Source organism: Faucicola mancuniensis, assembly GCF_046523945.1.
GTDB lineage: Bacteria > Pseudomonadota > Gammaproteobacteria > Pseudomonadales > Moraxellaceae > Faucicola > Faucicola mancuniensis.
The window spans coordinates 336,917-359,663 of sequence record NZ_CP171363.1; the positions used below are offsets into that span (position 1 = coordinate 336,917).

Annotated in this window: 20 protein-coding genes; 7 read left to right on the plus strand and 13 right to left on the minus strand. The window is 40.9% G+C overall.

Annotated features, from left to right (window positions below; genetic code table 11):
* Positions 1-12: 12 nt before the first annotated feature.
* The 5 genes from ruvA to exbB form a co-directional block, all read right to left on the minus strand.
* The gene (gene ruvA, locus ACGTJS_RS01690; RefSeq protein ID WP_315042451.1) at positions 13-642 is read right to left on the minus strand and encodes a Holliday junction branch migration protein RuvA; all 630 of its coding nucleotides are present in this window, start codon (positions 640-642) and stop codon (positions 13-15) included.
* A gap of 88 nt (positions 643-730) precedes the next feature.
* Entirely contained in the window at positions 731-3,247 is a 2,517-nt protein-coding gene (locus tag ACGTJS_RS01695) for a TonB-dependent receptor (RefSeq protein ID WP_410472625.1), read from the minus strand.
* A 43-nt stretch (positions 3,248-3,290) separates the two neighbouring features.
* Positions 3,291-4,184: a TonB family protein gene (locus ACGTJS_RS01700; RefSeq protein ID WP_315042448.1), complete on the minus strand. Its 894-nt coding sequence runs from the start codon at positions 4,182-4,184 to the stop codon at positions 3,291-3,293.
* Positions 4,185-4,193: 9 nt separating this feature from the next.
* On the minus strand, positions 4,194-4,571 hold the full coding sequence (locus ACGTJS_RS01705; protein ID WP_410472626.1) for an ExbD/TolR family protein: 378 nt from the start codon (positions 4,569-4,571) through the stop codon (positions 4,194-4,196).
* A gap of 1 nt (position 4,572) precedes the next feature.
* The gene (exbB, locus tag ACGTJS_RS01710) at positions 4,573-5,004 is read right to left on the minus strand and encodes a TonB-system energizer ExbB (protein ID WP_410472627.1); all 432 of its coding nucleotides are present in this window, start codon (positions 5,002-5,004) and stop codon (positions 4,573-4,575) included.
* Between the two features lie 142 nt (positions 5,005-5,146).
* Between exbB and ACGTJS_RS01715 the strand changes: the two genes are divergently transcribed.
* Both ACGTJS_RS01715 and ACGTJS_RS01720 read left to right on the plus strand, forming a co-directional pair.
* Positions 5,147-6,382, plus strand: a complete 1,236-nt coding sequence (locus ACGTJS_RS01715; protein ID WP_410472628.1) for a sensor histidine kinase — start codon at positions 5,147-5,149, stop codon at positions 6,380-6,382.
* The gene (locus ACGTJS_RS01720; protein WP_315044007.1) at positions 6,379-6,921 is read left to right on the plus strand and encodes a response regulator transcription factor; all 543 of its coding nucleotides are present in this window, start codon (positions 6,379-6,381) and stop codon (positions 6,919-6,921) included. Before ACGTJS_RS01715 ends, ACGTJS_RS01720 begins: the two co-directional genes overlap by 4 nt.
* A 149-nt stretch (positions 6,922-7,070) precedes the next feature.
* Here the strand turns inward: ACGTJS_RS01720 and ACGTJS_RS01725 are convergent, their stop codons facing one another.
* The 4 genes from ACGTJS_RS01725 to ACGTJS_RS01740 all read right to left on the minus strand — a co-directional run bounded on the left by ACGTJS_RS01725 (position 7,071) and on the right by ACGTJS_RS01740 (position 12,869).
* On the minus strand, positions 7,071-9,458 hold the full coding sequence (locus ACGTJS_RS01725) for a TonB-dependent hemoglobin/transferrin/lactoferrin family receptor (protein ID WP_410472629.1): 2,388 nt from the start codon (positions 9,456-9,458) through the stop codon (positions 7,071-7,073).
* 282 nt (positions 9,459-9,740) lie between these two features.
* A complete protein-coding gene (locus ACGTJS_RS01730; protein ID WP_315043923.1) occupies positions 9,741-10,544 on the minus strand; it encodes a DUF1566 domain-containing protein in 804 nt (267 codons plus the stop codon).
* A 22-nt stretch (positions 10,545-10,566) separates the two neighbouring features.
* Positions 10,567-12,159 (minus strand): DUF1566 domain-containing protein, encoded by a 1,593-nt coding sequence (locus tag ACGTJS_RS01735; RefSeq protein ID WP_410472630.1) that lies wholly within the window; start codon positions 12,157-12,159, stop codon positions 10,567-10,569.
* Positions 12,160-12,248: 89 nt separating this feature from the next.
* Positions 12,249-12,869 carry a biliverdin-producing heme oxygenase gene (locus ACGTJS_RS01740; RefSeq protein WP_410472631.1) on the minus strand — a complete coding sequence of 207 codons (621 nt, stop codon included), beginning with the start codon at positions 12,867-12,869 and terminating at the stop codon, positions 12,249-12,251.
* 136 nt (positions 12,870-13,005) lie between these two features.
* Between ACGTJS_RS01740 and ACGTJS_RS01745 the strand changes: the two genes are divergently transcribed.
* The 5 genes from ACGTJS_RS01745 (at position 13,006) to ACGTJS_RS01765 (ending at position 18,624) form a co-directional block, all read left to right on the plus strand.
* Entirely contained in the window at positions 13,006-13,449 is a 444-nt protein-coding gene (locus ACGTJS_RS01745) for a YbaN family protein (RefSeq protein ID WP_315043931.1), read from the plus strand.
* Positions 13,450-13,547: 98 nt separating this feature from the next.
* Positions 13,548-15,146, plus strand: a complete 1,599-nt coding sequence (locus ACGTJS_RS01750; protein ID WP_410472632.1) for an ABC transporter substrate-binding protein — start codon at positions 13,548-13,550, stop codon at positions 15,144-15,146.
* A 98-nt stretch (positions 15,147-15,244) separates the two neighbouring features.
* Complete coding sequence (locus tag ACGTJS_RS01755; protein ID WP_410472633.1) at positions 15,245-16,189, plus strand: ABC transporter permease; 945 nt, start codon at positions 15,245-15,247, stop codon at positions 16,187-16,189.
* Between the two features lie 11 nt (positions 16,190-16,200).
* A complete protein-coding gene (locus ACGTJS_RS01760) occupies positions 16,201-16,992 on the plus strand; it encodes an ABC transporter permease (protein ID WP_315043458.1) in 792 nt (263 codons plus the stop codon).
* A gap of 183 nt (positions 16,993-17,175) precedes the next feature.
* Entirely contained in the window at positions 17,176-18,624 is a 1,449-nt protein-coding gene (locus tag ACGTJS_RS01765; RefSeq protein WP_410472634.1) for an ABC transporter ATP-binding protein, read from the plus strand.
* Between the two features lie 202 nt (positions 18,625-18,826).
* Here the strand turns inward: ACGTJS_RS01765 and ACGTJS_RS01770 are convergent, their stop codons facing one another.
* The 4 genes from ACGTJS_RS01770 to ACGTJS_RS01785 all read right to left on the minus strand — a co-directional run bounded on the left by ACGTJS_RS01770 (position 18,827) and on the right by ACGTJS_RS01785 (position 22,729).
* Positions 18,827-19,723, minus strand: coding sequence for an IS982 family transposase (locus ACGTJS_RS01770; RefSeq protein WP_410471537.1), 897 nt, complete (start codon positions 19,721-19,723; stop codon positions 18,827-18,829).
* 85 nt (positions 19,724-19,808) lie between these two features.
* Positions 19,809-19,994 (minus strand): cytochrome bd-I oxidase subunit CydX, encoded by a 186-nt coding sequence (cydX, locus tag ACGTJS_RS01775; protein ID WP_410472635.1) that lies wholly within the window; start codon positions 19,992-19,994, stop codon positions 19,809-19,811.
* A 10-nt stretch (positions 19,995-20,004) separates the two neighbouring features.
* A complete protein-coding gene (gene cydB, locus ACGTJS_RS01780; RefSeq protein ID WP_410473207.1) occupies positions 20,005-21,141 on the minus strand; it encodes a cytochrome d ubiquinol oxidase subunit II in 1,137 nt (378 codons plus the stop codon).
* Entirely contained in the window at positions 21,134-22,729 is a 1,596-nt protein-coding gene (locus ACGTJS_RS01785; RefSeq protein WP_410472636.1) for a cytochrome ubiquinol oxidase subunit I, read from the minus strand. The genes cydB and ACGTJS_RS01785 overlap by 8 nt, the downstream gene beginning before the upstream one ends.
* Between the last annotated feature and the right edge of the window lie 18 nt (positions 22,730-22,747).

Sequence of the window (22,747 nt, forward strand, 5' to 3'; positions counted from 1 at the left end):
ATTTACGAAAAATCACGCCAAACTTTTCAACGCTAATTTTAATAAGTTTTGAGTAGTCATTGTGTCGTCAAGTTGAGATTTTGCGGTTTTTATCGCCAATTGGGCTTCTTTTTCTTTATAACCCAACGCCATCAGGCCTGCTTCCACTTCGGCAATGATATGCATTTCATTATTTTGATTGGTGTCATTTTGCATTTCATTCATCAATGATTGTTGATGAATGACATTCTCACCGCCCAAATTTTTGAGTTTATCGGCAAGTTCTATGATTAAGCGTTGAGCAGTTTTTTTACCCACGCCCGGTATGCGAGTAAGGGCGGTTTCGTTGTTGGTTTGGACATAGTGTTTTAACTCATCTAAAGTTAAAGTGGACATGATGGCAAGTGCCATTTTTGCCCCCACGCCATTGATTTTTAACAGTTGGCGAAACAGTTCTTTGTCATGTGGTGTTAAAAAACCAAACAACAAATGTGCGTCTTCTCGCACGACCAAATGCGTCCACAGTCCAATTGGTTGGTTAAGTTGTAATTGACAAAAAGCGTTTAGCGGTAATTCAATTTCATAGCCCACACCACTTGCGGTCATGATGATGGCGGTTGGGGTGAATAAGTGTTCAACTTGACCTTTGATAAAACCTATCATTTTTTTCCTTAACTTTTTATAAATTCAAATTTGATTAAAAACCCACAAAAAAAGTGTTTTTCATGGGTTTTCTTAAATAGTCTATCAATCAAAACTTATAATTAACGCTGGCAAATACTGAACGCCCAGCCCCATACACAGGCGTGCCGTAGTTTGATAAGCCATTGCCAAGCTCGCCATTCATAGACATGGTGCGACCTTGCCCCATATACGCACCACCTAGAGGTAAGGCGTATTTTTTATCAAGCACGTTATCAATGCCAACCGTTACATTTAGATTGTCATTAAAATCATAACCACTACTTAAGTTTAACAAGCCATAACCTGCGGTTTTGATTTCGTTTCGTGGTACAGATACATCATCTTTGGCAGTTACGCCCACCCATTCAAGTTTGTTGTTCCAGCCGTTTTTTTCATGCGTTAGGGCGACTTTACCATTTAACGGCATGATGTTATACAGCGGACTGTCGGTCTGGGTATTTGTGCCTTTGGTGTAGTTTAATGAGCCTGTAATGCCAAACGCCCCTAAGCGGTTTTCGCCAAGTTTGGCACGAGCGGACACATCTACGCCATAAATGCGAGCGTCTTGGTTGGTGTAGCGTAACACGTTGTATTTGCCCGCTTCGTTAGACTTAGCTTGTCCGTTCATTGGGTTGATTTGCACGGCATCAATGTAGTTGTCAATTTGGCTAAAATACGGCGTGAGCGTTACGCCATATTTATCGTCTTTGGCTTGGTAGTTAAAGGTTAAAGCGATTTTATTTGCTGATTCTGGTTTTAAATTAACATCGCCCACATAGCCGTTACCATCGCCTGCGGTGTTGTTCATGGTTGCCATCATGGGTGATGTAGACCAAGTATAGCGTTCGTATAGGCTTGGGCTACGTTCTTGGTGGCTAAGTCCAAGTTCAAGACTGCTTTGTGGGTTTAGTGCAAAGCGGTTGATGATGCTTGCATTCCAGTTGTGGTCGGTTTTTGATAAATCTTGTGCGTTAAAGTGGTTGCTATCACGCACTTGTTGCTTGACCATAGCCACCGTGGAAGTCGCATCATTATTATAGCCTTGCACCTTGTCGGCATTGGTTTTTAGGTTTTCATAACGCACGCCAATTTGGCTTGTCCATGTTGGGCTAATTGCTTTCTCCCATTCGCCAAAAACGCTTACTTTTTCACGCTTGCCATTGTTAATATTAACAAACACATTAGGATACATCATACTGCCAGACACAGGCCAGTAATCATCAAGCGTATAATCTTGGTATTCCACGCCTGTGCGAATGTTGGTAGTGTCGTTTAATTCACGAGAGAGCTTAATGTTTAGTCCGTTGGTTTTACTCTCGGTTAGCATGGGCATACCAAAGGCACAAGTCCCAGATATGCTTGGGCAAGGCTTACCAATAAAGCCATTTGTTCCCATTACCATGCTTTGCATGCCGTACCAATAACGTTTGTCACTGCCAAAATCCATGCCGTGCTTGACATTTTCATGATAGGCTTGGGCTTCTAGCGTGCCAAAATCCAGCTCGCCTGTATAGCGTAAATTGTAGCGATTTAGGCGGTTGTCTAGCATATCCATGCGTTGATTTGGGTACAGTTCATTGGGGACGTTTTGCCAATTATAGCCAAATTGCCACAGATGGTTGCCTGTTAAATACGCTAAATCTAGCGATTGATTCATGTTTTCAAAAGCAGTTGAACCGACTTCATCTTTATCAAGCTGTTGTCCCACATTGCCTGTTTCTGTATAGTTTTTAAAATCGCCCCCTGCCTTGTAGTTGTCGCTTTTGGCGTAGTTGGCTTTGTAGGTTAAACTTACGTTTTCGCTTGTGGTGCTAAGGCTAACATTTGCCCCATGTTGATTGCCATTGCTACGATAAAACGCCCCAATTTCGCCTGACGTTTCAAGCGTTTGTTTGCCAATGTGAAAGCGTTTTGGCTCGGTGTTAGCATTGTCTAAAATCACCGTGTCAATCTGTTGAGCGGTTTTGTCGTCATCTAAAATAATTGTCGTATCAGAAAATTGTTCATTATTTTGCAAAACAGAATTTTGTAAATCTTGATTTTGCAAAACTGTATTTTGGCGTGGTTTGGCAAATTTTGGGCGAGCGGTTTCTACCACAATAGTCGCACCAACGCTATTACCAGACACGCTTGCAGGGGTTACGCCTGTATAAACTTTTAATTTTTCAATGGCGGTAGGCGGTGCGTAAGATAATGGTGAGTTCATGTTGTTTGGGCAAGATGCAATACTGTCCACACCGTCCACCAAAATTTTTAAACGGTGGTCTGCCATGCCTTGAAATACAGGCAAAGCCGAGATACCGCCTGCGGTTTGGGCATTCATGCCTGTAACATTACTAAGCAATGTTGTTGTATCACTACTTTGGCTTTTGCCAAAATTGAGTGCTTTTTGTGAAACATTGCTTGCACTTGCAGTGGCGGTGCTTGGGTCGTTGTAGCTGTCGTTTACAACCACATGGGCGACATTGTTGCTATCAAGGGCAATTTGGTCGTTTGGCGTGGCAAATGCTTGTGATACTTGCAACATAGCAAGCGTTAAAAGGCTTAAATGAAATACAGGTTTTGCGATAAAACGATTTGACATAAGATACTCCTGTTTTGAAAAAAATATTAAAAATCTTTAAAAATCAATGGTTTAAAACATAATCCACCGACACATCAAAATTTGTGCTGTTATCAGGCATTGGATTTTTGCTAATGGCTTTTTGGCACGCATTCATCGCTTCGTTATCTAGCACATCAAAGCCAGAGCTTCGCTTAAGCCGACAGCTTACACCGCCCAATGACGCATTCACATTTAACAAACTACTGCCTTGAATCCCTGCATTGCGAGCGGTTTTTGGGTAGCGTTTGCTTTGATTCACGCTTGCGATAAAACGGCTTTGCCATTGGGCTAAGTTAGTTTTTGTGCCATTGTCTTCATTGCTTGCTTGCGGTTTTGGCGTTGCCATTTTTTGTGGCGTGGCGTTTTGGCTTATTTGCTCGGTGGTTACAACTTGTGTATTGGTAATTTTTGTTATCGCCTTTTTCGGTGTTTGGTTATCATGATTTTCTCCTTGTGCTTGGCTAACGGTGGTTGGCACAGCGGTTTTGCTTGAGTTTTCCGAATTTTTATTTTCTAAATTTTGTTTTGTTAAATCTGTTGGCGTATTTTTTAAATTTTTGTCAAAAGTTTTTGGCTTTTGACTGACTACTTGTTTGCTTTTTGGCTCATGGTGTTTGTGAATTGGGTTTTCTTTTACCAAACTTTTTTCAACATTGTTTTTAATGGGCGATTGTGGCTTGTCTGGTTGTTTGTCGGTTTTTACAATTTCTTCATTTTTTGCAATTTCATTGGGCTTAACCGTTTCATCATTTTTCACAATACTATTTTGCTCAACCGCAACCCAACGAATTGGCAAGCTAATTACTTGATTTTTATTGATATTTTTACCAAAAAAAGCGATTAAAACCAATACAATCACCACACAAAAATGAAATAGCAATGACAAAAACCAATCTTGTAAACGTATGTTTTCCATGAGTTTTACCTATTGCCGTTTGACTTCTAGTACCACATTGTTAAAGCCCAAATTTTTTAGGTCATCGGATAGGCTCACAAAGTGTTCAAGGGCGATTTTACCGTCTGCACGAATGGCTATCGTGCTTGATTTGTCTAGCCCCTGCAAGGCAGTTTTTAGGCTCATTATCGCCTTGTCATTTAGGTATAATTTGCCGTCTGCTGTTAGGGTTAATACCAAAGGCGTTGGCACGTTTTGGCTTGCCGTGCTAGATTTTGCCAAGTCCACAGGGATTTTGCCATTTACCACAAAAGTTGCAGTGGTTAGTACAATGGTCAAAAGCACCAACATGACATCAACGAGTGGTACAACGTTAATTTCGCCAAATTCGTCCAAATCGTCCGTCATGTCAATTCCCCATCATCTCGTCAAAATCGGCAAGTTTTTCCTTGACCTTTCTTGTCAAAAAATTGTTCAAAAACACACAAGGAATTGCCACACCAATGCCAATGGCGGTTGCTTTTAGGGCAAAGGCAAGCCCTGTCATAATGGATTTTACGTCAATATCGCCTGTTTGTCCAAGCATAGCAAAGGTAAGCATAATGCCAAGCACCGTGCCAAACAGCCCGATATATGGGGCATTGCTGGCAATCGTGCTAATGATGTTTAAATGGTGTGTTAAATGTTTTTGCAATTTGGCTCGGCTTTTATAATCGTGAATATTTACTTGTTTGTAAAATCGTGTGCGTTCAATGGCAATCGTTACCGCCACAATGCTCAGGCAAATCAGCACGCCAAAAATCCCATATTCAACCAGCAATTTTAAAACGTTGTTATTCATTTTTTTCTGCTCACCTTTAAAACCATCACATTGGCAAATGATTGTAATCCCCTTGTAACTATTATATACTTTGTGTAAAAAATTACCCTGCGACAAATTGTCGCACCCTTGACTTTTGTTAATGAATGAAATTAAAAAAATCATGCTAAATCATCTTAAAATCGTCCCAAAAATCCCTTGGATAGCCCGTATCACATGGCTTGTTATGATGATAATTGCCCTTGTTTTTAGCAAAATTTGGCACATTGCCAACACGCAATTTTTTGCCTTGTGTGCGGTGGTGGCGGTTTATGCTTGCGTGGTGGGCATGGCGTTTGGCGTGCGACAGCGTATTGGCACGCAAGGCGTGTTTTGGGCGTTTGTGGTGGATTTATTGGCTTGGTCGTCATTTGTGTATTTTTCTGGTGGTGCGAGTAATCCGTTAATCACGCTATTTTTGACGGTGGTGGGCGTGGGCGTACTTGTGTTATCGGTTTGGCAAAGCGTGTATTTATCGGCAATTTCGGTTGTTCTTTATACGCTTTTATGGTTTTTTTATCAGCCGTTTGCCAATCATTCGCACGGTCATCATGGGACCATGGGCGAATTGCACCTTTTGGGTATGTTTGGCGTATTTATTGTGGCATTGCTCATTATGACAGGCGTTACCTTGTATTTTAAACACGCCATGCAACGCACATTTAACGCCCTAGAGCAAGCCACAAAAACCCTGCATCAACAACAAAAACTGCTTGCGGTGAGTAGTCTTGCCGCTAACATCGCCCACGAGATGAGTACGCCCATTGCGTCTATGCAACTTTTGACCGACAATATCGCAAACGAACTTGATGAAGACGATGAATTGCAAGATGATATTGCTTTATTAAAAAGTCAAATTTTGACGTGTCGGCAATCGCTTGACGTGCTAAAAAATCAAATCAAAGCCAGTCAAAATAGCAATTTTGAGCCAAATAATCAGCAATTTTGCACAAAAATTCATGAGCTTTTGCCAAAAGTGGTGAAAGATTGGCAATTTTTGCATCCGCATATTGTGGTAAATTTACCAAGAATTGATAATTTTTTATTAAAAATTGATGAAGAACAGCTTTATGCTATTTTAATCAATGTTTTTAATAATGCCGTGCAAGCAGGAGCAAAGCGGATTGACATTGAATTAACAGAGCAAAACAACGTGGCAAAAATCGCTATTTTTGATAACGGACACGGTATTGATGATGAAGTATTAAACCGATTGAATAAACAAACATTGATTAGTTCAGACGGTTGGGGGCTTGGCTTAATGTTTGCCAAAACCGTGCTAGAAAACGTGGGTGGTGAAATTATGATACAAAAACAAACCCAAGGCACAAGTGTTATCATTACTTTGGTGAAATTATGACAGAAAATTCAAATTGGCTAATTATTGATGATGATGCGGTTTTTTGTCGGATTTTGCAAAAATCGCTAGAAAAATTGGGTTTTGTCGTCTTTAGTGCAAACGACAGCCAAACTGCAATGAGTTTGGCAAGTGAACATTTGCCAAGTTATATCATTTTGGATTTAAATATAGCCGAAGAAAATGGTATTCATCTGATTGAACCACTGCTTACCATTAATCCTACCGCCAAAATTTTAATGCTGACAGGTTATGCCAGCATTGCGACTGCGGTGAGTGCGGTGAAGTTGGGGGCTTTTCAATATTTGCCAAAACCGTGTGGCGTGGACGAGATTTTAAAGGCGTTGGAAGTGGTGCAAAATACCGACAACACGCCAAGCCTTGATGAACGGCTGTCGCTTGACCATTACGAATGGGAATACATTCATCAAGTGCTAGAAGATTGTGGTGGCAACATCAGCGAAGCAGCACGCATTTTAAAAATGCACAGACGCACGTTGCAAAGAAAATTACAAAAAAGGCGTAAGATAAATATGGTATGACACCTGATTTAACCAAAAAAGTGGTGGCATAACATTTGAACTATAGTCAAAACCAAATTATAACTTTTTAATTCGCGGGTAACGGCTTTGCGTAACCCACGCTACAAGTTTTATTCCTAAATTATTGAATTATCAGCATTTATAAATGATTAAAATTGATAATGCAATGATAACGCAAAATTTCGCCCCGGTGCGGTGTAACGGTTGATACCATCACCTGATACCATGTTATTAATGCCGACCGTTGCCAGTGTGCGTAAATTATCCCAAGGAATATATTTTTCATCGGTTAGGTTATACACACCTGCTTGTAGGCTTAGGGCTTTTGACAATTTAACATTGCCATACACATCAAACACCCACACATTTTTGGTTAAATCATCGGTTGTCGCTGTACCTGTTGGTGTGGTTAAACGGATTTCTTCCAGCGTTTGCCCGCGGTAGCGTTTTGTGGTGTCGGCATCTTTTTTACCAAAAAACCGCCCAACCGCATTGATATCAAAACGTTCATTTGGCGTTTTATAATTGATACCGATTAAACCGTTAAGCGGTTGAATGGCAAGCAAATCCGAGCCATCACTGGCACTACCTTTTTGGTAAGCAAGCTGACCTTTTAAACCAAAATTACCAAAACGATTTTCAGCAAAATTATAAAAACCAGACAAGCCTACACCTTTGCTGGTTGCACTTTGTTTGTTGATATATTGAAAACAAGACGAGAATTTACAAGTGTTGCCATCAAAGGTGATTTCATTTCTGTCATATTGGTGCGTGTCAATAAAATTGTCGTATTTGTTGTAATAGGCGGTCAATTTGACCAAAGCGTTATCCCATTGTTTTTGCAAGCTAATTTGTTGATTAAGCGATTCTTCAGGTTGCAAATTTGGGTTGCTCATCTGTTCTATGCCGTTCATAGCAAAGCCCGAAAAAGATTGGTTTGATAACGGCATTAAAAATCCTGTGCCGATTTGATAAGTTGCTTGCCAATCGGGTTTTGGTTGGTATTGAATGCCTGTTTGCCATGTCCAAGCGTCTTTTTCTTGCGGTGCAAGCAGTTTGCCACTGCGGTAATCCTTGCCAATGCTGGTGTTTGCGTTGTTTAACACTTCTATATAAGCTGGGCGAACATTGACAACTTGGCGTTCATAATTATCATAACGCAATCCTGCATTCATGCTAACTTTTTCGTTTAAATAAATATTGTCTTTAATAAAAGCTGAGAATATATCTGTATCAGTCGGCAACATCATGGCGGAAGGGTTTTCAAAATACAGTGTAGATGATTGATAAATCATGTAAGGGTCGTATGATTGTTTGGCAAATTGCAGTCCAAAATTCGCCGTGTGTTCGCCAAGCCAAGTTTTATTTTCTGGCGGTAATAAATTAATGGTTTCCCCTGTCAATCGCCATTGATTAACATCAAAATAGTTGGGGCGATATTCTCGGTTTGAAATGGCGTTATTGCTATAAATATAAGTATCGGCAACGGTGATGACTTCTTGTTTGGTAAAGTCCAGTTTTAGATTGGATAGCCACGCACTGTTATCAGGGGTGTATTCATAATTAAAGCCATAGGCATTGCGTTCGTTTTCGTCAAAGGCTTGGCGATTTTGTCCAAAATAGGTCACTTTGGTGGCAGGGGTATTTTGGTTTATCGTGTATTGATGACTGCCGTGTATGCCAAATTTGTGGCTTGGTGTGGGGGCGTAATACATTTTTGCCAAAAAAGAATCTTGCTCATAGTGCATAGGGTCTGGATAAATACCTGCCGTGCCTTTTTCATTGTCTGGAAAAATATATGCTGGGTCTAGCCGTGCGTCATCAAACGACCGCATATCATGATTTTTGAGTTCATGCCCTTCACGGCGTGCATAATTGAGCAAGCCTGAAATACTGCCCTTTTTAAAACCCAAGCCAATGGCGTTCATAAATTCTTCATTTTTACTGGTGTAGCCTGTTTTTAGATAACCGCCCACTTCTTTGCCAGCTTTTACCAAGTTTTCAGGTTCACGGGTTTTAAAATCCACCGCACCGCCAATCGCACCGTTACCACTGTTTAACGAATCTGCCCCTTTGTTGATTTCTGCTGATTGGAGCATTTCTACATCGGTCATAAAACGTGAATCGTTCATATAACCATACGGCGTAAAAAACTCGTTGGTTTCCACTTCAGGCACGGCAACGCCATCAATCAACATGGCGACACGATTGCCGTCCACGCCTTGAATATTAAAGCCTTTTGAGCCGTAACGCCCCACTTCGCCAACGCTAACTTCAGGATTATATTTTACCAAATCTCGGCTATCCATAATCAGTTGTTCGGTAATTTGTTTGCTGGTGGTTTTGTTGGTATGCGGCGTGTCACTAATGCTTTGCTCATTATCACTGGTGGTGGCTTGGATAACAATGGTATCTAGCGTGGTGTGTGGCTCGCTCGTTTCTGCCATCACAGTTTGGCTGTTTATCATCAAAAATGCCACAGCAACGGACAAGGTTTTGTAATGAAATGAATGTTTGGATTGAAGTGATTTTTTCATAATTTTTCTACAAAATAATTTTTTTATTAAAGAAAAACTGGACGATTTGTCCAGTTTTGTTAGAACCTATTCATGATTAATTTTTCTAGCTAAAAATGAGATAAATCGCAGGTTTTTCAAGGAAAAAACACAGTTTGATAGTTATTCTATCAAACAAGTTTTTGACGAAGAAAAACAAGATTTAGCCATTTTTAGCAGAAAAAGCATGATTTTAGGATAAAATTTAATCAAAAATCGTTTTGCGTATTAATCGTGAACAGGTTCTTAACAAAATAGCTTAAATTAACTGGCATCTTTTACCAATAACACATATCTTGCACGTTTTTCATTTGCCGAATCGCTATAACCACCAACGGCATTGCCATTTCGGTTGGTGTCGTTTGCCAAGCTACCGTTTGCTAGGTTTAAGGCATAGACTTTTTCAGCACTTGCTTTTGAGCTGTCAGTATCCGAATAAGGGGCTACAGGCGTTGATGACCAAATATAAGGCGAACTGGTCTGTGCAACGAATTGAGCAGGGATTTTTGGATTAATACATTCCCAACCCGATTTTTCACCGACCCAACGAGAATACCAACCTGAAGTGTCTTGAATACATTGTTCATCAGGATAGACATCACTTTTGGTAATCCATTTGCTTGTGTCGGTCGTTTCCTGTGTGCCTATGTGTCCATAAAAATTTAAACCATTGGCAAACACAAACAGACTGGTATTGGTCGCAGGTAGGGCTTGCGTTTCTTCTACAATGCTTAACAATTCTTTGGCATTTGGCACTCGCCAACCATCTTTGGCACTGTTTAATGCATCTTGCCAAGTGGCAAATTCGGTCGCTTGTCCATCACAACTTTGCGTGGTTGAATTAAAGGTTTGTCCAACCAAACAGCGAGACCAAGTCAAACCACGAGCGGTATCGGTGATTTCTGCGTTGTTAATGGTAAAGTTTTCGCTTTCTGCGGTTTTGTCAAAATTGCCAACAATCACTTCTGTATTGAGTTTTGGTTCAGGTGTTAAGTTGTTTGCAATGGCGATAGTACTTGTTGCAATAGCGGTTAAAATAGCGATTTTTTTTAGGTTAAATTTTTTCATTGTTTTTCTCCATCAATTTAAATTATTTACCATTACTCACCAATAACACGCCATTTGCAGATGGTCGCCATGAGCCAATGACATTTTCGGCACTAAACGTGCCATCGCTATACATTAGCCATACGTTTTTATCAAATTTCCAAGTACCAGCATCAGATTCAAACGATGCGGCAGGCGAGCTTGTCCATAAGCCAAGCGGATATTCATTACTGTCCATTTCGTTGGGGTATAACCAGCCTTTATGTAGTACAACGTCCGCTTTTTTTGAGCTGATATTCATCACGCCAAACAGTTCGGTACGAGTTGGCAATCGCCAGTTATTGACACCGCATAGATTGCTTGCATTCACACTGACCGCATATTGCTCTGTGGTGCAGATATCTTGGCTATTGCCACAAGTTTCTTTATCACGTCCTGTGCCTTTGCCTGTGTCTTTTGTGCCAAGTTGGGTTTTGCTGTCATAATAAGTATATTCCCAAGTGGCATCGTTGGTTGCTTTACTTGCTGTGTCTTTGTTAAAAGTTTTGGTTTCCCAAATCAAACCTGTCACATTGTCTTTCACACACGCCCAAGTTGTTGCGTCATTGGCAAGTGCGTTACCGTTTTTATCCAATTTGGTAAAACTAAAACCTGCCGTACCGTCCGCATCGTCTTTATGGGTCGCATCTCGTCCTTGACTACAGTCTTGATGAATGCCTGTACAATCCGCCAACGTGCCTTTGGTATGGTCGCCAGCGTAAGTAAAACCTGTGTCGTTAAGTTTGGTGCGTTTGGCTTTTTGTGGCGTATAATTTTGGATTTGCCCTGTTGCCACGCTTTGACCGTCAAACAATTGTACTTTGCCATTGTTGGTATTTAACAATTTTACGTTAAAAGTCAAAACGTCCGTTGGTGCAGTCCCGATTAAATCCATTTCTAAAACCGCTTGCGTTTCGCCTTTTTTAATGGTTACAAAATTTTGAGCAGGTTTTTTATAATTCACATTTTCAATCGCCGTGCCTGATACCACATCAAAAAATACGTTCGTATCAGAATCTACCGCAGTCGGAGCAAGTGCAATGGTAAACTGAATTTTGGCATCGCCTTCATTTTTTATTGCAATCGCATTGTCAATTTTTACCCCAACGTCCGTATTTTTCACTATTGTTGAAATGTTGCCAAGCAAATTATCAATTCGCACGTTATTATTTGTCGCTGTTAATTTCAAAGTAATCGGCGTATCACTGCCTGCTTTGCCATCAGATTTTAATTTAAATGACAAATCGGACGTTAATTTGTTTTTATTTAACGTTATTTTTCCTGTTTTTTGGCTTGGGTCGACTAATAACGCTTCCACATTATCGCCTATCAATTCATAAGTAACTTCATAATCGGTATTATCCGCCAAAATTTTGCTATCCACAAACTCAACGGTATAAGACAACGTGCCGTTTTCTGTCGCTAAATGGGTATCTTTTGCTACAGCTCGCACCGTTACTGCACTGTTGTTAATGTTGTTGCTTTTGTTTGGAATCACAGGTTTGCTATCCGTACCGCAACCTGTCAAAACCACCGCCACCGCTAAAGCCAAAGGCTTAACCGCCAAAAAACCATTTTTTAAAAACATCACACGCATAAAGCACCTTTTAAATGATATTGATAATTATTTACAAAAATGTTTGATAAAAAATTGCCCATTTTTACCATCATGAGCAATTTAATCGCTTAAACAAAAATCTCTCTAATCACCGATTTATAATAAGCAAACGCATCTTGAGCCCCTTGCAAGGCTTCGGCTTGTTCTTCTTTTGTCAAAGTCAAAGCGTCTAATTTTTCTTTAAATGCACGCCAATGACGCAAACGACCGTCTTTATGCCCCGCCAAATGGGTCGCACCGTGCGTTTCGTCCAGCTCAATTTTGCCCGCTTCTTTATACAATACCGCGGCCTCCACATTTGAGCCTTCCACACAGTATAGCCAGCCTAAACGTTTTGCTCCAACGACTTCAGGCACAGCAATACCGCTGTTAACAGGCTCAACTTCTAATGCTTTCATATCGGCAACCACCGCATCAAAACGAGACAGCTCCTGCAAATCTGCAATGATTTCGTTCAAATCTTTGGCATCGTGAAACGGTCTAACCGCTTGATGAAATTCGTATTGCGCTTGCAAAAATTTGCGATAATTATCATGCGAAACAAACGGTTGCATAGACATCACAAGATTATCTACGCTGTCATGCGTTTGGCGAGATGATAATTTTAGGCTTTCGCTAAAACTTAAATTTTTTGCTAAAACCTCATCAATGCTTAAATCTTTTTTGATATTTTCTTTAGTATCTGACATATTTACGCCCTTTTTTATCAATGCTAAAAAACAAATAATAATTTAAATAATAATTATTATTATCATTTAAATTTGTCTTGATATCTTACTTTATTGTAATTATAATGTAAATATCTTTTTTAAAAAAATTGTTTGTATGAGTACCGATTTTCAGCAAAACCCACCCACACCAAGTCATGACAGCATTCAACCCACACATTTGAGCATTTGGCAAAAAATGCTTCGGTGGATTTTTTTTGGCTTGGGATTTTTGTTTTTGGGTTTGGGATTTGTCGGCATTTTTTTACCTGTATTACCGACCACGCCTTTTATCATCTTGGCAACTGGCTGTTTTGCCAAGAGCTCCGAGCGGTTTCATCAATGGCTTCTGAATCATAAAACCTTTGGCAAATTGATAAAAAATTGGCAAGAACGCCGAGCAATCCCACGCTATGCCAAATATTTGGCATGGACGATGATGACTTTGTCATGTGCGATGTTGTTTTATCGGCTGTCGCATGAGATGATTTGGCTTGCTTGCACGACCAGTACGGTGTGTTTATTGACAACGATTTGGATGGCACGATTGCCAGATGCTTAAAACATTTATAAAAATTTATTTCACTTTTGACATACCAAAAATTATGTTATAACATAACATTTTTATTTTTTGGGTATGATAATAAAAGGAAAATTTTTATGAATAAATTCGCACCCCTTGCGGTGATTTTGGTAATTATGGGCGGTTTGGGCTTTTTTTTAAGCCAAAATAACAATAAACCAACCAATGCTCACAACCACAGCGAACACAACCACGACCATTCTCATGACGGTCATTCTCACGATGACAAACAAAACTTAATTGTAGTTACACCTTGGGAAATCACGTCCGAAGATCCAAGTAAATCGGGCTTTTTATTTCAAAGACTTGGCATTGCTGAAACGTTGGTAGAAACCGACAATCAAGGCAAATTGACTGAAGGCTTGGCAATCAGTTGGCAAAGTACGGATAACGGCAAAACGTGGGAATTTAAACTGCGACCTAATGTTAAATTTCATGACAATACCGATTTGACCGCTGATACGGTGGTAAAAAGTTTGAACGTGGCTTTAAGCAAGCCCACTGCTCTAAAACCTGCCAACATTGACAAAATCACCGCCCTTGACCCTTTAACCGTAAAATTTGAATTAAAACAACCGCTGAACGCTTTTCCTGCTTATTTGGCACATTCTACCAGTATCATTTTGGCAAATTCTGCCTTTGATGATAAAAATAACGTGGTGAAATTGGTCGGCACAGGAGCGTATCAAGCCACCAAAATTGAACCACCGCAAAAAATTGAGCAAGTTGCTTTTGACAATTATTGGGGCGAAAAGGCGAAAATTAAAAACATCACTTATCTTGCCAACAGTCGTAGCGAAACTCGCACGTTATTGGCACAGAGTAAGCCCAATTATTTGGTTTATACGTTAGATTCGGCAAGTTTAAAACGCCTGCAAGCCGACCCAAACATTCAAGTGCATTCGCAGTCATTGGCTCGCACCATTCAATATAAAGTCAATGTTAAAGACCCATTATTTGCCGATGTGAAAGTGCGTGAGCTTATGTCAAAAGCAATTGACCGACAAGGCATTGCCACGTCTATTTTAAACATTCAAGACGGCATGGCAGAGCAGATTTTACCGCCTGTGTTTGCCGATTGGCAAGTCAAAACCATTTCGCAAAAACCTGATTATTCAGCGATTAAACAAGAATTTATCAAACTTGGATTTACTCAAGATGACAAAGGAATGTTAAGCAAAGACGGAAAACCTTTTAAATTTACCTTAAAAACCTTTTCTGACCGTCCAGAATTGCCCTTGATTGCCACCGCATTACAAAACCAATGGCAACAAGTAGGCATTGCCGTTGATGTGTCTGTGGGCAATTTTTCAGAAATTCCTGCATCACACCAAGACGGCACGCTACAAATGGCATTATACGCTCGCAATTATGGTTTAATCCCAGATGCGACAGGGGCATTAGCAGAAGACTTTGCTCCACAGGGCAGTGATTGGGGCGTGATGAATTGGCAAAATGCCGATTTGACAAATGCCTTAACACAATTAAACGCCTTGCCAAATAACAGTCCAGAATCACAAGCATTAAAACAAAAAATTTCGCAAATTATCGTTGATGAACGTCCGATTACACCGATTTTGTATTATCAGCAAAATGTTGCCACAAGCAAGGATTTAAAGGGTTTAACGATTGACCCATTGGAGCGAAATTTTAGATTAAATCAATTGTCGTGGTAAATAATATCAAAGCCATGTTGGGTATCGCTTTGTTCTACCCAACTTACAATTTACATTTTGGATTTGGTGTTGTTTAAATTGAAAAATTTGAGAAAATTATGTTAAAACTGCTTGTTCATCGTTTTTTGCAATTAATTTTTGTGATGTGGTCGGTCGGTACGCTGACCTTTGTGCTAATGCGGAGTTTGTCTGGTGATATGGCGTATCGCATTGCGGCAAGTCGCTATGGCTATGACCAAACCAACAGCATTGCCGCCGAGATGGTGCGAAGTGAGCTGGGGCTGGATAAGCCTTGGTGGGTGAGTTATGGCAATTGGCTTGGCGATTTGGCACAATTAAAATTGGGCAATTCACTGGTCAGTGGTGAGAGCGTTTGGGCGGAAGTCGCTCATCAATTTGGGCATACGTTGGCATTGGCGTTGGTGGCGTTATTCATCTCTTTACTCGTTGACCCACCTTTAGGCTTGTTGGTGGCTCAAAAACCCAACGGATTTTTTGACCGTTTAAGTTTAATCATCAGTACAGTTTTGCGTTCTGTCCCTGCCTTTATCATTGGCATTGTGCTGATTACCCTGTTTGCCGTGGTGTTAAAATGGCTACCTGCAGTGGGTTATGGCACACCGCAACATTATATTTTACCTTCTTTAACGTTGGCATTGGGCTTGTCGGCTGTGTCGGTGCGTGTGAGCCGTCATGCGATGGTTGATGTGCAAAATACGCCTTATTATGAATTTTCACGCTTAAAGGGCTTGGATAAATATAAAACTTTTGTGCGTCATGGGCTAAGAAACGTGGCAATTCCGATTTTGGCGTATCATTCGGTGCAACTCATTTATTTGATTGAAGGCGTGGTCGTGGTGGAAGCCTTGTTTGCGTGGACAGGTTCTGGTCATGCGTTGGTTCATGCGGTGATTGCTCGTGATGTGCCGATGATACAAGGCACAGCTTTGATTATGGGCGGTTTGTTTGTGGTACTAAATACGCTGATGGACATGATAAATGCCATGATTGACCCACGCATTGCCGATACGCACACGCACTAAAAGGATTTTTTATGTTATTAAAAAAATTAAATACCGCTCAATTTGTTGGTATTGGTTTGTTAATTAGCCTACTTGCTTTTGCCTTTTTACAACCGTTTTATTATCCTGTTGATGAAAATTTGCAAGATTTAACCAAAATTTTACAGTCTGGTTCGTCCGCTCATTGGTTTGGCACAGACCATTTTGGGCGTGATATGCTCGCACGTGTGGCATCGGCAATTCGCTTGTCTTTTTCACTGATTGTGGCATCTGTGGCGTGTGCGTTGGTATCTGGCTTATTCACAGGCATTGTGGCGGGCTATTTTGGCGGATTAGTGGACAAAGTTTTAGATTTTTTGTGTAATGTGATTATGGCATTGCCTGGTTTGTTGTTTATTTTGCTGTTTTCGGCAATTGCTCCCAATTCGTTTTTGGCATTGTATCTTGGTACTTCGCTTGTGATGTGGGTGGAATTTTTTCGCATGACTCGTGCCATGACCCAAACCATCGCCAAAAGCCAAGAAATTGAAGCGTCAAGGCTGATGGGCATGGATTTTTGGTATTGTTTTAAACGCCATTTTTTCCCAAAAATCGCCCCTGTCATCATGACCCTAAGTGCGTTTTCGGCAGGCAATGCGGTGCTTGCGTTGGCGACATTGGGGTTTATCAATGTCGGTTTACGCCCACCGACCGCCGAGCTTGGACTGATGATGACTGAGCTTTTTCCTTATTATCATGAAGCACCGATGATTTTTTTACAGCCGATTATTGCGGTGTTTTTGTTGGTGCTAAGTTTTCAGATGATTTCTGGGCAAGTTAAATAAAGATAAGTAACTGGATAAAATTATTTTAGGTTTTCCGTTCACACTGAGCTTGTCGAAGTGTAGGAAAACCGTTATGGTTCGACCACTTCGCTTCGCTACGTCTTGCGAAACAGTGTTTCTCACACCACGAACGGTTTTATTTTGCCCCAATACTTAAGTTAAATAAAAGCGGATTAAATAACAATGACAAATAAAATTTTAATAAAAACCAATGACCTAGCGGTTCTTACCACAGATAATCACTGCTTGGTAGAACCCATTAGTCTCACGCTAGAGCAAGGCAAAAATTTAACGATTTTGGGCGAAACAGGCTCTGGCAAAAGCCTACTGGCTCAAGCGATTATGGGTGCTTTGCCAAATGGGCTTGTGGCAAGGGGCGATGTTTGGCTAAACCACAATGACAAAAATGACAGCGACAACTTAGAAAAATTAAGCGAAAAACAACGCCAAACGCATTGGGGCAATTACCTTGCCATGCTTCCCCAAGAGCCAACTTTAAGCCTTGACCCAACGATGAATATTTTTTGGCAAACGTGGGAGAGTCTGTTTTTTGTTGCCAAAAAAGACAAAACCACCGCCAAAACCGCTACAAAATCGGCATTAGAAACGCTTGGTTTAACCAAATTTACCGACTATTATCCGCACGAACTCTCTGGCGGTATGGCACAGCGAGCATCCATTGCGGTGGCGACCACAGGCGATGCAAGCATTGTCATTGCCGATGAGCCGACAAAAGGCTTAGACGAAAAAAACAAACAAATCGTGATTGCATTATTACAACAAATTGCCAAAAATGGCGGTACACTTTTGACCATCACTCATGACATTGACGTGGCGGTCGCTTTAAGTGATGACATCATGGTGATGAAAAACGGTCAATTGCTAGAACACGGACACGCCCAAACCGTCATCAACGCCCCCAAATCCGACTATGCCAAACAGCTTATTGCATCCGCTCCGTCAAATTGGCAAACCAAAGAAAAAGAGCAATTAAGCGATGAGATTTTGCTAAACGTTCAAGACTTAACACTCACTCGTGGCACTCGCACGCTGTTTGCGGGATTAAATTTTAGCCTAAAAAAAGGTGAGATTTTGGGCTTGGTGGGCGATAGTGGCATTGGCAAAAGTTCGCTCGGTGATGCTTTGTGTGGGCTTTTAAAACCAAAACATGGGCAAATTATTTGGCAAAATCAACCAAAACGCCAACAAGTGCTAAAACTCTATCAAGACCCACCGTCCGCCTTTGCCAGTCATGTGCCACTGCAAACTCTGCTAGATGACGTGATTGACAAACATGGGCTTGACCGTAGCCGTATTCCTTATTTGTTGCAAGCGTTAAAATTAAACGAAAATCTACTCAAACGCTCCGCCCAAAACGTCTCTGGCGGTGAGTTACAACGCATTGCTATTTTGCGAGCGTTGCTGTTTAACCCTGTGCTGTTGTTTGCCGATGAAGTAACCAACCGCCTTGACCCCATCACCCAAAAAGAAACGATGGATTTACTTGTAGAGCAATGTAAACTTTGCAACTGTACTTTGGTAATGGTCAGTCATGACAGCCATTTGATTAATCATTATGCTCATCAAGTGATTGATTTGACGGCGTATTATGTGGCTATAAACAAGAAATAATTTGGGATTCATACACATTTATTCCCAAACAACCAAAAAAAACACCCCAACTGTTAAAGTCAGGGAATTTTACCAACATAATTTGAATCACCACAAAAACAACCATTAAACCACTTCACTGTTTTGCGGTTTACCTTTTTTAACCTCAATTCGATATAAAAAATCATTTAACTTATTGAAAAAATATAAACAAATAAGAAACCTACAATAAAGAATACCCCAACAGGACATTTTTTAATGTAGGCTTCTTTGTTTGATGACAATAAGCAATCAACCCTGCCAACAAATTACTCATAAACCCAACATAACTACGATGCCTTGAATGCTCAATTTGACACATATTCTTTAACTCATCAAACACAGTTTCAATCAAAAAACGGCGTTTAAGCAATCGTCTATTTAACCATGAAATATCTTTAGATTTCATATTCTTTTTAACATTCGTGATTAACTCAATATCTAAATGCTCATCAAGCCAATCTGTCAATGATTTATCAATATAACCTTTATCAGCAAAGAGTTTACCAAAAACATGAGATTCACAAAGTCTTTTCACAGGTTGCCTATCATCAACATTGCCTTTGGTTACGGTTAGATTGACCAATTCACCTTTATCATTGATAATGACGTGTAGTTTAAAGCCAAAAAACCACCCCATACTGCTTTTACCTCGCTGTGCTGTTTCTGCAAATACTTTGTTGCGGTTGATACGGTGATTATCACATACGGCTAAACTGGTTGAGTCAATGTAGTTTATGCCTGTGCAGTTGTTTTGCATGAGAGATTGTAGGTAGTCACACATGGGAACTATTGCTTTTTCCATGAGTTCTACCATTCTTGTGTAGCTTGGTAGGTTTGGAAAGGCAGGTTTTAGCCATTGGGTGAGGTAGTTGTAGTAGAAGGCTTTAAATTCTCTGTATTTTATTTGGTGAAATACTACCAATATGGTGATGATTTCTGATAAACTAATACGGCATGGTTTGTTTCGTGTTTTTTTACTGCTTTTGCTCTTTTGGGTTAACATTTTCTTCTGTTGTTCGTTTGTGTATGTTTTGCAATAGTCGTCTATGTGGCAGTATAGTGCTTCGAGGTTGTCCATGTAAGAAGTCCTTGTTAGGGTTGTTTGTGGTGAATTTACTTTAACATATTGGGCTTCTTTTTTTTAGTTTTTTCTTATGTCGAATTCAGGTTTTTTTATGGATATCTTCGATCGGATTACCTTGTGTCACTGTGCCATCATTGGACGGATTGTCTTGTTGTTTTAGGTTAAAAGCTTCGTTACGAGCGTCCGCATTTTCCAGCCACAACGCATTTAAAATTGCGAGTAACACCGCAAAACCAAGTCCCAATACCCACGCAAAATACCACATAATTTTCTCCTTAATATAACGTATGTTCTTGTTCTTTGATATAGGCTTTGGTTACCTTGCCACGCATGACGCTGTACGCCCAGCTTGTATAGCTTACCACGATTGGCAACAAAATCAGCACCACATAAAACATCACCATCAAGGTTAAATGGCTTGACACACTGTCCCACATGGTTAGGCTTGAGCGTGGGTCGCTTGATGACGGCATGACAAAGGGAAACAGCGAAATTCCAGCGGTCATAATCACGCTCACAACGGCAAGGCTTGACGTGATAAAGGCGGTCAAGGTTTTGCGAGCTTTGAGCAGTACAGCGGTTATTATCGGCATTAGCACACCCAATGCAGGAAAAATCCACGCCAGCGGATATTGTGCAAAGTTGTTTAGCCACGCCCCTGTTTGGCGTGTTACTTCTTTGGCAAGCGGATTTGGCAAGCCTTGCGTGTTAATGGCGTTGGTAATAACATAGCCGTCAAGCGATTTTACCCAAAATCCTGCCAATACAAACAGCACCACCATAACAATAGCTGAAATACTGGTTAATTTAATGGTACGCTCTTGAATGCCTTCAACGGTGCGATGTGCCAAAAACGCCCCACCTTGCATAATCAACATGGTCGCACTGACCAAACCGCACAAAATGGCAAACGGATTTAACAACGCCCAAAACGACCCTGTATAAGTGGAAACCAAATATTTATCAAAACTAAACGGCACGCCCAAAAACAAATTGCCAAATGCCACACCAAACACCACCGCAGGGATAAATGAGCCGATAAACAAGCCCCAATCCCACGATTTACGCCATTTATCATTATGCACCATACTGCGATATTTAAAGCCAACAGGACGGAAGAATAATGCCCATAACACCGCAATCAACGCCCAATAAAAGCCACTAAAAGCGGTGGCATACACCAAGGGCCAAGCAGCAAAAATCGCCCCACCTGCGGTGATAAACCACACTTGATTGCCTTCCCAATGCGGTCCAATGGTATTGACAATGACACGACGTTCTTCGTCATCTTTGCCGACAAAGGGTAATAAGCTACACACGCCCATGTCATGACCATCCATAATGGCAAAGCCAATCAGCAACGCCCCCACGAGTAACCACCAAATGATTTTTAAGGTTTCATAATCAAACAACATGGTTTACCTCCTGATTGTGGCTAATGTGAACTTGCTTTTTATTTTCGCCTTCATATCTGCCTGTACCAAGGCTTGCAGGTCCAAGACGAGCGTATTTCACCATCAAATACATTTCAATAATAAACAAAAATGTGTAAAAAATCACAAAACCCGCCAACGACAAATACACATTGGTAACGCTGATATTAGATACCGATAAATGCGTTGGTAAAATGCCATAAATCGTCCACGGCTGACGACCGTATTCGGCGACAAACCAACCAAATTCAATGGCAAGCCAAGGGGCAGGGAGCATAAATAACGCCCATTTTAGTAGCCAAGGTTTTTGCATAAAATTGCCTTTGACACTAGACCACAAGGCAGTTACAAACAATAGCAACATCAAAAAGCCCAAGCCCACCATAATCCGAAACGACCAAAACATCGGAAAAATCGGCGGAATAGTATCATCGGCGGCTTTTTTAATCATCTCTGGCGTGGCAAGACTGACATCATCGGTATATTTTTTGAGCAACAAACCAAAGCCCAAATCATCTTTAACTTTTTCAAATTCGGCAACCGTTGCGGTATCTTGCGGATTTTCACGCAATTTGTCTAACAAGGTAACCGCTTTTGCACCGTTGATAATGCGTTGTTCGTTGATTGCTTTGATGTCGTGAATACCGATAATCTGTTTGTCAAGCGAGCGAGTACCAATAATCCCCATCGCATACGGAATGGACACTGACCAGTCGTTTTTTTGCTCGGCTTGGTTAATGTCGGCAATCAGGTTAAAACTGGCTGGAGCAGGCTCTGTTTCCCACATGGCTTCAATGGCGGCAAGTTTGGTCTGTTGTGCTGCCCCCACCGCATAACCAGATTCATCGCCAAGCACAATGGTACTACAAATCGCCGCAAAGCCAAAAGCCACCGCCACTTGAAAGCTACGTTTGGCAAATTCCACATCTCGTTTTTTTAACAAATACCAAGACGAAATACTCAAAACAAACATCGATGCCAAGGTATAACCTGCTGATACCGTATGCACAAATTTATTTTGTGCATCATGGCTTAACACCACCGCAAAAAAGTCGGTCATCTCCATTCGCATGGTCTGATAATTAAACTCCGCCCCAATCGGATGTTGCATCCACGCATTGGCAATCAGAATCCACAAGGCAGACAGATTTGTGCCAAGAGCCATCAAAATGGTCACAATCAAATGCTGACCACGAGACAGCCTATCCCAACCAAAAAAGAACAGCCCCACCATCGTGGACTCTAAGAAAAACGCCATCAACCCTTCAATGGCAAGCGGTGCCCCAAAAATATCGCCCACATAATGCGAGTAATACGCCCAGTTCGTACCAAACTGAAACTCCATCGTAATCCCAGTGGTTACACCAAGTGCAAAGTTAATGCCAAACAGCTTGCCCCAAAAGCGAGTCATGTCTTTCCAAATCACCTTGCCCGTCATCACATACATGGATTCCATGATAACAAGTAGCCACACCATACCCAGCGTAAGTGGCACAAATAAAAAATGGTAGAGAGCCGTTACCGCAAACTGTAACCGAGAAATATCTACCAGACTTTCGGTAATCATATTTACCCCCCTCTTTAT

What these genes read in the sequence shown, in the direction of transcription:
- ruvA (WP_315042451.1), bottom strand. Translation starts at nt 642, where the DNA reads ATGATAGGTTTTATCAAAGGTCAAGTTGAACACTTATTCACCCCAACC.
- ACGTJS_RS01695 (WP_410472625.1), bottom strand. Translation starts at nt 3,247, where the DNA reads ATGTCAAATCGTTTTATCGCAAAACCTGTATTTCATTTAAGCCTTTTA.
- ACGTJS_RS01700 (WP_315042448.1), bottom strand. Translation starts at nt 4,184, where the DNA reads ATGGAAAACATACGTTTACAAGATTGGTTTTTGTCATTGCTATTTCAT.
- ACGTJS_RS01705 (WP_410472626.1), bottom strand. Translation starts at nt 4,571, where the DNA reads ATGACGGACGATTTGGACGAATTTGGCGAAATTAACGTTGTACCACTC.
- exbB (WP_410472627.1), bottom strand. Translation starts at nt 5,004, where the DNA reads ATGAATAACAACGTTTTAAAATTGCTGGTTGAATATGGGATTTTTGGC.
- ACGTJS_RS01715 (WP_410472628.1), top strand. Translation starts at nt 5,147, where the DNA reads ATGCTAAATCATCTTAAAATCGTCCCAAAAATCCCTTGGATAGCCCGT.
- ACGTJS_RS01720 (WP_315044007.1), top strand. Translation starts at nt 6,379, where the DNA reads ATGACAGAAAATTCAAATTGGCTAATTATTGATGATGATGCGGTTTTT.
- ACGTJS_RS01725 (WP_410472629.1), bottom strand. Translation starts at nt 9,458, where the DNA reads ATGAAAAAATCACTTCAATCCAAACATTCATTTCATTACAAAACCTTG.
- ACGTJS_RS01730 (WP_315043923.1), bottom strand. Translation starts at nt 10,544, where the DNA reads ATGAAAAAATTTAACCTAAAAAAAATCGCTATTTTAACCGCTATTGCA.
- ACGTJS_RS01735 (WP_410472630.1), bottom strand. Translation starts at nt 12,159, where the DNA reads ATGCGTGTGATGTTTTTAAAAAATGGTTTTTTGGCGGTTAAGCCTTTG.
- ACGTJS_RS01740 (WP_410472631.1), bottom strand. Translation starts at nt 12,869, where the DNA reads ATGTCAGATACTAAAGAAAATATCAAAAAAGATTTAAGCATTGATGAG.
- ACGTJS_RS01745 (WP_315043931.1), top strand. Translation starts at nt 13,006, where the DNA reads ATGAGTACCGATTTTCAGCAAAACCCACCCACACCAAGTCATGACAGC.
- ACGTJS_RS01750 (WP_410472632.1), top strand. Translation starts at nt 13,548, where the DNA reads ATGAATAAATTCGCACCCCTTGCGGTGATTTTGGTAATTATGGGCGGT.
- ACGTJS_RS01755 (WP_410472633.1), top strand. Translation starts at nt 15,245, where the DNA reads ATGTTAAAACTGCTTGTTCATCGTTTTTTGCAATTAATTTTTGTGATG.
- ACGTJS_RS01760 (WP_315043458.1), top strand. Translation starts at nt 16,201, where the DNA reads ATGTTATTAAAAAAATTAAATACCGCTCAATTTGTTGGTATTGGTTTG.
- ACGTJS_RS01765 (WP_410472634.1), top strand. Translation starts at nt 17,176, where the DNA reads ATGACAAATAAAATTTTAATAAAAACCAATGACCTAGCGGTTCTTACC.
- ACGTJS_RS01770 (WP_410471537.1), bottom strand. Translation starts at nt 19,723, where the DNA reads ATGGACAACCTCGAAGCACTATACTGCCACATAGACGACTATTGCAAA.
- cydX (WP_410472635.1), bottom strand. Translation starts at nt 19,994, where the DNA reads ATGTGGTATTTTGCGTGGGTATTGGGACTTGGTTTTGCGGTGTTACTC.
- ACGTJS_RS01785 (WP_410472636.1), bottom strand. Translation starts at nt 22,729, where the DNA reads ATGATTACCGAAAGTCTGGTAGATATTTCTCGGTTACAGTTTGCGGTA.